This is a genomic window from Oikeobacillus pervagus (assembly GCF_030813365.1).
Taxonomy (GTDB): domain Bacteria; phylum Bacillota; class Bacilli; order Bacillales; family DSM-23947; genus Oikeobacillus; species Oikeobacillus pervagus.
On the sequence record NZ_JAUSUC010000073.1, the window covers coordinates 1 to 9,055 of the forward strand.

The following is a 9,055-nucleotide window of genomic DNA, read 5'->3' on the forward strand; positions in this document are numbered from 1 at the left end:
GTCTCTAACTAGGCTATTTTTTCGGTCTCAATTTCCCTTAGCGTTATAAATTTCATGAAATTCTCAAAGTTTTAGATTGCGGTGAATAATTCAGGATAAATATTTTCCTCCACCTGTTTTTTGATTTGAAATTTCTTATTCTACTATGACAAGGGCCACCCACACTGAGTGAAGTTCACTTTACGATTGGGCAATAGCTGAAGTCTTTTTCGCACGGACATGATAGACGCGATATAAGAGAAATGCGATGACGGATAAGAATGCCCCTGATATGTACGGTAATCCAGCGGCAACTGAAAATAACCAACCACCTAATGGAGGGCCAATGATTCGACCAAGTGAATCAAATGAAGACAATAACCCAGTCGCACTTCCATGACCGACAGTCGATGTCTTCGTTAATAAGGCAGAAACACTTGGGCGGATGACACCATTGCCAATTCCAAATATCGTTAAATAAATTGCAGCGGTTGTAAAACTATCCACTAATAAAATACAGGCAAATCCAATGGCGGAAATGATAATGCCTGCTTGGATGACTAAGCCTTCACCGAATTTCTTCGTTAATCGACCGACTACCCCCCCTTGAACGATCGCCCCAGCAAGACCCATAATCATAAAAATATAGCCTAATTCGATCGCTCCTAAACCAGCTTTTTTGGCAGCGAAATAAGCAAAAGTCGCCTCTAAGCCGGACAGGGATAAGGAAATAAATAATTGTAAAATAAATAAAATAGAAACTGGCCCATTAAAAGCGGCAAACATGGAAGATTTTTTTTCTAAATGAGCGTTTCTCTTTTCCTTTGGCAATGATTCTTTTAATAAAATCAACACAAGGAAAAACGTAATAAGAGATGAAATCCCGGAAATATAGAAAGGCATATTTAAACTTGTTTTCGAAAAGACACCACCAATCGCAGGTCCAAAGATAAATCCTAAACCAACGGCAGCTCCGATGATTCCCATGCCTTTTCCTCGATCCTCAGGGGACGTAATATCCGCCACATACGCCATCGTTGTCGGCATATTCGCTGACGATAAAACCCCCCCAATAATTCTAGCAGCAAACAACATCCACAATTGAGTTGAAACCGCCATTAAAAAGAAGGAAATAGCTAGACCAAAAATTCCAATCATAATAACTGGCTTTCGACCAATGCGATCCGAGATCCGTCCCCACATCGGAGCGAAAAGCAATTGCATTAAGGAATAAACCGCCATTAATAGCCCAAGTTCTGTTGGATTGGCCCCGATCTTTTCCGCATAAAACGGAAGAACAGGAATAATAATCCCAAATCCAATCATCACTAAAAACATCACTAAAAATAAAACCGGTAAGGCCTTTTTCGTTTCCAAATTCAATCCCCTCCTTATAAGTTCATTATCGTTGTCATGTAAAGAATCGTTTTTGTTTATAATTGCATACTGATTTGGCAAATGTCGACAAAGATTCTATATAATCTTCTAGTTTAATGCTTTTTAAGAAAATTCGCTACTATTTCTCCTCAAGAAACAAAACAGGCAGGTAGAGAATGGCCAACAAGCAGAAAAACCAGCAGAAGAAGTGCAAATAATCACGGGAAATCGTCATATAATCCGGGAAATAAGCAAAACCCCACAGAACAAGCGCAAATCTCTTCAAAAGTAGCGCAAATCCGATTTGGAAATAGTCAAATACCGCTGGGAAATAGTCAAAAGGAAAAGTTTCCATTTTCCATTGCCTAGTGAACGTTCTTGATTCCACAAGTGCAAATAATCGCGGGAAATCGTCATATAAACCGGGAAATAAGCAAAACCCCACAGAACAAGCGCAAATCCCTTCAGAAGTAGCGCAAATCCCTTCAGAAGTAGCGCAAATCCGATTGGGAAATAGTCAAAAGGAAAAGTTTCCATTTTCCATTGCCTAGTGAACGTTCTTGATTCCAGAAGTGCAAATAATCGCGGGAAATCGTTATATAAACCGGGAAATAAGCAAAACCCCACAGAACAAGCGCAAATCCCCACAAAACAAGCGCAAATCCGATTTGGAAATAGTCAAATACCGATGGGAAATAGTCAAAAGGAAAAGCTTTCATTTTCCATTGCCTAGTGAACGTTCTTGAGTCCAGAAGTGCAAATAATCGCGGGAAATCGTCATATAAACCGGGAAATAAGCAAATCCTCACAGAACAAGCGCAAATCTCTTCAGAAGTGGCGCAAATCCGATTGGGAAATATTCAAATACCGATGGGAAATAGTCAAAAGGAAAAGTTTCCATTTTCCATTGTCTAAGTGAACGTTCTTGATTCCAGAAGTGCAAATAATCGCGGGAAATCGCCATATAAACCGGGAAATAAGCAAATCCCCACAAAACAAGCGCAAATCCGATTTGGAAATAGTCAAAACACTTTTGTAAATATAGAGTCGGGTTCTAACCATCGACCTTTACAAAAAAAGGGGTAACTAATCTTTTGGAATCTGCTGATGTTTATTCAGGTTAAAGTTGGAAATCATATTGAAGTAAGGATCAGAATACAGTCATAAAAATGATAAGTTTTAGAAACATATTTCTTGATTTTCTATTTTACAAGAGAGTACTATACATATAGGGGTATTTGGAGTGAACTATTATAGAGGAGGCTAAAATAATGAACGAGGTAGATTTATTAATTACTTTAACGGCTCATGAAAGAGATGCGAATAATGTTACAATTGCCTTTACGATGGGGTTAAAAGCACTAGAAAAAGGTCATAAGGTAGAAATTTTACTATTGTCAGATGCCGTCCATCTTGCGAAAAAAGGATATGCCGATCAAATTGACATTGGTGCCCCATTTAAGTCAATCCAAGAACTTTTGCCCGCTTATTTAGAAAAAGGGGGCAACATAAAAGTTTGTTCCTCCTGCATGGAACATAATAACGTGGCGAAGGAAGACATCGTCGACGGAGCAGAAGTCATCAATGCAGACTATGTAGTTGACGCCATTATGGAATCGAAGAAAACATTGCAGTTGAACTAGAGAGGCACTCACACTTCTATAAACAATTACAAATGAGGAAAAAGAGCATCATAGGAATCTATGGTGCTCTTTTTCCTTTCCAAAATTAACCTATAGTGCAAAAAAGTGTGGGAAATCATCAAATATCTTGGGAAATACGCAAATATCGCAACGACAAGTGCAAAAATTCGGAGAACGTGTTCAAATTGGTCTGGGAAATATGCAAAAGTCGCTGGGAAATGTGCAAATCGGTCTTTTCAGGGAACAGCGGAAACACCGAAACATCGGAACCGTCCCTACGTTTCCTCCCGCGTTTCTGGGTGGGCGTGGAAACCAAGGAAACAGGAAAACCGCTTCCACATTCAGAAAAGGAAAATGCCCCGATTTTTTACTGTTCAAAATCCAAACGCTGTTTTCATTGTTATATCAACTCATTATAAAAAAATAATGTCAAAACAAAAATCTATTTAATTTTTAAACAACGTTCAAAAAATTGTTGACTACTGTTCGTCCAGGGTTATAATTAAATTATGTTGGGAATTTTCAGACAATATTTCTAGTGGAAGTGAGGTTATCTAAACATGAGTTTATCTATTATGACTGATGATCATACGATGTTTCGAAAAGCGTTACGTAAGATGCTTGAAAAGGAAGCTTACCCGTACTATGAGCAATGGGAAAAGTTTCGGGAGATTCCGCGTGAATTTTGGTTGAAGATGGGAGAGAATGGTTTTCTTTGCCCGTGGGTGGATGAAGAATACGGGGGATTAGGTTTAGATTATTCTTATTCGATGATTCTAATCGAGGAACTAGAGCGAGTTGGTCAAGGATTAGGGACTTCTATGGGATTACATTCGGAGATTTCAAGCCCCTATCTATTATCTTTTGGAACAGAAGAGCAGAAGCAAAAATGGTTGCCAGGATGTTTAAGTGGGGAATTGATTACAGCGATTGCGATGACGGAGCCTGGAGCGGGATCTGATCTAGCTGGGATCAAAACAACGGCCAAACGTGAAGGCGACTACTATATTTTAAATGGTGAAAAGACATTTATTACGAATGCCATTTCTTGTGATTTAGCGATTGTTGCCGTCAAAACCGACCCACATGCCTCCCCAGCTTACAAGGGTGTCAGTTTAATCGTGGTGGAAAATGGAACGGAAGGATACCGAAAAGGGAAAAAACTTAATAAAATTGGCATGCATAGTGGAGATACAGGGGAATTAATATTTGAAGATGCAAAAGTGCCCGTCTCAAATTTACTAGGAGAAGAAGGAAAAGGCTTTTATTACTTAATGGAAAAACTTCAGCAAGAACGTCTCGTCGTTGCTCTCCAATGTCTAGTCGAAGCAGAAGAAATGCTCAAACTCACGATCGATTATGTAAAAAACCGCCAAGCTTTTGGCCAGCCTATTAGTAAATTTCAGAATACTCAGTATAAAATTGTGGAAATGGCCACAGAAATTGAACTTGGGAGAACGTACATGAATCAAATTACGGAACGTCATCTGAATGGAGAATCATTAATAAAAGAAGTATCGATGGCGAAATGGTGGATCAGTGAGATGGCCAAACGGGTTGCATCCGAATGTCTGCAGCTTCATGGAGGCTATGGATATATGGAAGAATATGAGATTGCTAGACGTTATCGAGATATTCCAGTTGCCAGCATTTATGCAGGTTCAACAGAAATTATGAAAAATATTATTGCCAAACAACTAGAACTATAACCTAAATAGGAAGTGCTAACGATGAAATTATCAGAAAAGAAATTATTAAAGAAAAAAGAGGAAATTATTTTATCTGCGATTAAAATCGTCAATCGCAAAGGCTATCAAGGTGCGACGATGGAAGAAATCGCCGCAGAACTGTTAATGACGAAAGGATCATTATATTACTATTTTAAAAACAAAGAAGATTTGATTTTTCAATGTCACCAACTTGTGCTGTCAAACGCGATGGAGGAGTTTCAAGCCCAACTTGAGGAACCGACTTCATATGAAGAACGATTGAGAAAAATGATTCAGATTCATATTGAGTATGCAATTGAAGAAAAAGAAACGTTTAATATGATTATAAAACCAGATGAAACGTTTTCGACTGATCGTTTAGATCCGTTATTAAAAATCCGACAAGACTATGCTCGTTATTTTGACGAAGTGATTCAAGGTGGAATCGAAGCGAATGAATTTACGATTCGCGAACCAAAGATTGCTCGAATGATTTTACTCGGAGCGATGAACTGGATTCAACAATGGTACAGACCTGAAGGTGGCATGACGAAAGAGGATATTCAAAAAATTTATGCGGAGTATTTATTAAAAATCGTAAAATAACAAATTCAGATAAGTAGAGGGGTTGTAAAAAAATGTTTGTTTTTGAACAATTAGCAGAGCATGCCAAAGCACAACCTGAAAAAATCATCACAACTTATCAAGATCGAAAAATGACGTATAGGGAATTTTATCAAAAGGCAAAAAACTTGGCGGGCTATTTTCAATCAAGGGGATATCAAAAAGAAGATATTATCGCGTTATACTTACCGAACTCTGATTATTTTCTAATTTGTTATTATGCTTGCCAGTTGGGTGGCTTTTCGATCATGCCAGTCAATACGAAATTAACTTACCGGGAAGTTGAATATATTTTTACCCATTCGGAAGCGAAAGCGCTTATCTATGATCGGCAATATCAAGATGTGTTAAACCATCTCGATCATTGCATGAGCCAATTTAAAGATCAATTGGTTGTAGGGGGAGAAGAGACGCTAAAAGCCGTCCTTTGTGACGACTCGATTCCATTTGAGCAGCCGGTCATAAATCATGATGATACAGCGGTTGTTTTTTACACATCTGGGACGACGGGGATGCCAAAAGGAGTGATGCTTTCCGCTAGCAATGTTCGGGCTGCAGCGCGAATGTGGTCGGAAACGATGGAAATGACGGAGGAGGATCGAATGCATGTCGTCACACCTTTGTTCCACTGTGCGGCCAGTCATTGTTTCAGCATTCCGACGATTTATAAAGGTGGAACGGTGGTGATTGAGGAAGCTTTTTCTCCTGAAAAAACATTACACACGATGGAAAAAGAAAAAGTGACGATTTTCTTCGGAGTTCCGGCGATGTTTACGATCCTATTAAATACACCGAAAATGAAGAAAACCGATTTAACATCCATTCGGAAATTTGCTTACGGGGCTTCCCCAATGCCTTATGAACTCGTGAAAAAATTGAAAGCGCTTTACCCGGAAATTGGCGTGCAAAATCTATATGGTCAAACTGAAAATTCTCCAGGGGCGACGACGTTAAAAGATCATTACGCCCTGGACAAAATTGGTTCAGTCGGAGAACCTCTTCCGCGAACAGAAGTGATGTTAGTAGATGAAGATGGCCATCCAGTTCCAACAGGGGAAGTAGGAGAAATTATTGTAAAAGGCCCGCAGGTGATGAAGGGGTATTTGAAAGATCCACAAGCAACTGAAAATACGATTAAAGATGGATGGCTTTATAGCGGTGATTTAGGCCGGTTTGATGAGGAAGGTCTTTTATATATCGTCGACAGGAAAAAAGATATGGTCATCCGCGGTGGGGAGAATGTGTATCCCGTAGAAGTAGAAGAAGTATTATACGAGATACCTGAAGTACTAGAAGCCGCTGTGATTGGGGTTCCACATCCAGTATATGGGGAAGTAACGAAAGCGTATGTCGTTTTAAAAGAAGGAGCGTCCCTTACAGAGGAAGAAGTCATCACTTATTGCGGTACAAAATTAGCGAAATACAAATTACCTGCCGAAGTTGATTTTGTGGATACCCTTCCTCGTAATGCAAGCGGGAAAGTGTTGAAACAAGTATTGCGTTCGGAATTGAATTAAAAATGGATTTTCAAAAGATGAAACGACAGGATGTGAGATGAAATGAGTGAAAAAGTAATAGAAGAAAAACAATTCTTTCAAGTAGAAGTGGAAGACTCTTTAGCGATATTGACAATCGACCATCCCCCAGTGAATACATTGAATCCGGAAATTCTCGATCAGTTAGATGAAATATTTGATCAATTAGCGCAAAATCCCGATATTCGCGTGGCTATTTTAACGGGTCAAGGAGAAAAGGCTTTTGTGGCGGGGGCAGATATTAAACAGTTTCCGGAATTGGATGGGGAAGCTGGAAAAGCACTTGCTGCCCATGGACAGGAAATTTTGAATAAAATCAGTCAGCTCCCTTTTCCAGTCATATGTGCTATTAATGGATTTGCCCTTGGAGCTGGATGTGAACTTTCATTGGCTTGTGATATTCGTATTGCGTCCAAAAATGCTAAGTTTGGTCTCCCTGAAGTTGGACTTGGGATCATCCCTGGCTATGGGGGCACACAGCGGCTCGCCAAATTAGTGGGGATCGGAAAAGCAAAGGAATTGATTTTTTCAGGGGAGCTTATTTCCGCAGAAGAGGCGTATCGAATTGGCTTAGTAGAAAGATTAGTTCCTGTTGGAGAAAGCCTGAATTCGGCAAAGGAATTAGCGAACCAAATAGCGAAGAAAGGTCCAATAGCCGTTCAAAAGGCAAAACAAGCAATTGAACAGGGATCCAGTATGAGCATTCAAGAAGGATTAAAGTTGGAAGCGATGCTATTTAGTCAGCTTTGTGAAACAGAAGATAAGAATGAAGGAGCTCGTGCATTTTTAGAAAAAAGAACCCCAAATTTTAAACGGAAATAATTTAGTGAAAGGAGCAGTTCGATGAATAAAGTGAAAACGATTGGAGTAGTTGGGGCAGGAACAATGGGAAATGGGATCGCCCAAGTAGCGGCAGAGGCTGGGTATTCCGTAATTTTACAAGATCTTCAGGAGGGTTTTTTACAAAGAGGGCTAAATACTATCGAACGGAATCTAAACCGAGCAGTCGAAAAAGGCAAACTGGACCAAATTAGAGCCGAAGAAATCATCGGAAACATCCATGGAACGGTCAATATCCAAGAATTGGCGGATGCCGATGTGATCATCGAAGCGATCATTGAAAAAATGGAACCGAAAAAAGACTTGTTTAAAAAATTGGATGCCATTTGTAAAGAAACAACGATCTTTGCTTCCAATACATCCGGTTTAAGCATTACCGAAATTGCCGCAGCAACGAACCGACCTGATCAAGTAGTAGGAATGCATTTCTTTAATCCAGTCCCTGTCATGAAATTAGTAGAATTGATTAAAGGACAGGATACTTCCAATGAGACATTTGAATTAGCCCAACAATTAGTCAAGTCTTTTGGAAAAGTAGGAATTGTCATCAATGATGCCCCATTATTTGCGGTCAATCGAATTTTAGTTCCAATGATTAATGAAGCCATCTTCGTTCTCGCCGAGGGGACCGCAAGCGCAGAGGATATTGACGAAGGAATGAAACTCGGTGCAAATCATCCAATCGGCCCATTAGCTTTGGCCGACCTAATTGGACTCGATACACTCTTATTAGTCATTGAAACCTTATACACAGAAACAAGCGATTCAAAATACCGCCCATGCCCATTATTAAAAAAATTAGTCCGTGCAGGCCATTTAGGAAGAAAAACAGGCCAAGGATTTTACAGTTATTCTGCCACTAAGAAGCAACCCGTTACACAATAGGAGGACCAGAAATAGCGTAGACTCATGGGAGGTGCGATTTTTGGAAGTAAGCAAAACCGGGTGAAGTGCGATTCGCGGAAGTGGCGCAAACTCGAGGGTAGTGCAATTCGTGGAAGTGGCGCAAACCCAAGGGAAATGAGATCCGCGAAAGTGGCGCAAAAAAACGCGGGAAATAGTCATATATCTCGGGAAATGTGCAAATATCCCGAGGACTAGCGCAAAAGCCTCCGGAACTAGCGCAAATCCTCGTGGGAAATGTTCAAATCGGCATGGGAAATGATCAAATCGAGCAATGCCTGAGAAAAGAAAACACCGAGTGGGGCATGGATAGGGAAATGGCGCAAACCCGAGGGAAGTGTGATTCGCGGAAGTGGCGCAAAAAAACGCGGGAAATAGTCATATATCTCGGGAAATGTGCAAATATCCCGAGGACTAGCGCAAAAGCCTCCGGAACTAGCGCAAA

General features: G+C 40.1%; 8 protein-coding genes. 6 read left to right on the forward strand and 2 right to left on the reverse strand.

The genetic code is table 11. The annotated features are described in order from the left end of the window. Positions 1-180: 180 nt before the first annotated feature. The gene (locus J2S13_RS15905; protein WP_370874052.1) at positions 181-1,356 is read right to left on the reverse strand and encodes an MFS transporter; all 1,176 of its coding nucleotides are present in this window, start codon (positions 1,354-1,356) and stop codon (positions 181-183) included. A gap of 1,271 nt (positions 1,357-2,627) precedes the next feature. On the opposite strand from J2S13_RS15905, the gene J2S13_RS15910 reads away from it, so the two are divergent. From J2S13_RS15910 to J2S13_RS15935, 6 genes are all read left to right on the forward strand, one after another. Beyond that, positions 2,628-2,999, forward strand: coding sequence for a DsrE family protein (locus tag J2S13_RS15910; protein WP_307258833.1), 372 nt, complete (start codon positions 2,628-2,630; stop codon positions 2,997-2,999). Between the two features lie 560 nt (positions 3,000-3,559). Next, a complete protein-coding gene (locus J2S13_RS15915) occupies positions 3,560-4,708 on the forward strand; it encodes an acyl-CoA dehydrogenase family protein (RefSeq protein WP_307258834.1) in 1,149 nt (382 codons plus the stop codon). 21 nt (positions 4,709-4,729) lie between these two features. Continuing rightward, positions 4,730-5,314, forward strand: a complete 585-nt coding sequence (locus tag J2S13_RS15920) for a TetR/AcrR family transcriptional regulator (RefSeq protein WP_307258836.1) — start codon at positions 4,730-4,732, stop codon at positions 5,312-5,314. Between the two features lie 32 nt (positions 5,315-5,346). Continuing rightward, the gene (locus J2S13_RS15925; protein ID WP_307258837.1) at positions 5,347-6,849 is read left to right on the forward strand and encodes a class I adenylate-forming enzyme family protein; all 1,503 of its coding nucleotides are present in this window, start codon (positions 5,347-5,349) and stop codon (positions 6,847-6,849) included. 57 nt (positions 6,850-6,906) lie between these two features. Continuing rightward, complete coding sequence (locus tag J2S13_RS15930; RefSeq protein ID WP_370874053.1) at positions 6,907-7,689, forward strand: enoyl-CoA hydratase/isomerase family protein; 783 nt, start codon at positions 6,907-6,909, stop codon at positions 7,687-7,689. A gap of 21 nt (positions 7,690-7,710) precedes the next feature. Further along, the gene (locus J2S13_RS15935; RefSeq protein ID WP_307258840.1) at positions 7,711-8,592 is read left to right on the forward strand and encodes a 3-hydroxybutyryl-CoA dehydrogenase; all 882 of its coding nucleotides are present in this window, start codon (positions 7,711-7,713) and stop codon (positions 8,590-8,592) included. 233 nt (positions 8,593-8,825) lie between these two features. Here J2S13_RS15935 and J2S13_RS15940 read toward each other — a convergent pair. After that, positions 8,826-9,055, reverse strand: a 230-nt coding sequence (locus J2S13_RS15940; RefSeq protein ID WP_307258841.1) for a hypothetical protein, incomplete at its 5' end; no start/stop codon positions are given.

Bases quoted from the DNA above. Each gene is read 5' to 3' on its own strand.
- J2S13_RS15910 (WP_307258833.1), top strand. From the start codon at position 2,628: ATGAACGAGGTAGATTTATTAATTACTTTAACGGCTCATGAAAGAGAT.
- J2S13_RS15920 (WP_307258836.1), top strand. From the start codon at position 4,730: ATGAAATTATCAGAAAAGAAATTATTAAAGAAAAAAGAGGAAATTATT.
- J2S13_RS15915 (WP_307258834.1), top strand. From the start codon at position 3,560: ATGAGTTTATCTATTATGACTGATGATCATACGATGTTTCGAAAAGCG.
- J2S13_RS15935 (WP_307258840.1), top strand. From the start codon at position 7,711: ATGAATAAAGTGAAAACGATTGGAGTAGTTGGGGCAGGAACAATGGGA.
- J2S13_RS15925 (WP_307258837.1), top strand. From the start codon at position 5,347: ATGTTTGTTTTTGAACAATTAGCAGAGCATGCCAAAGCACAACCTGAA.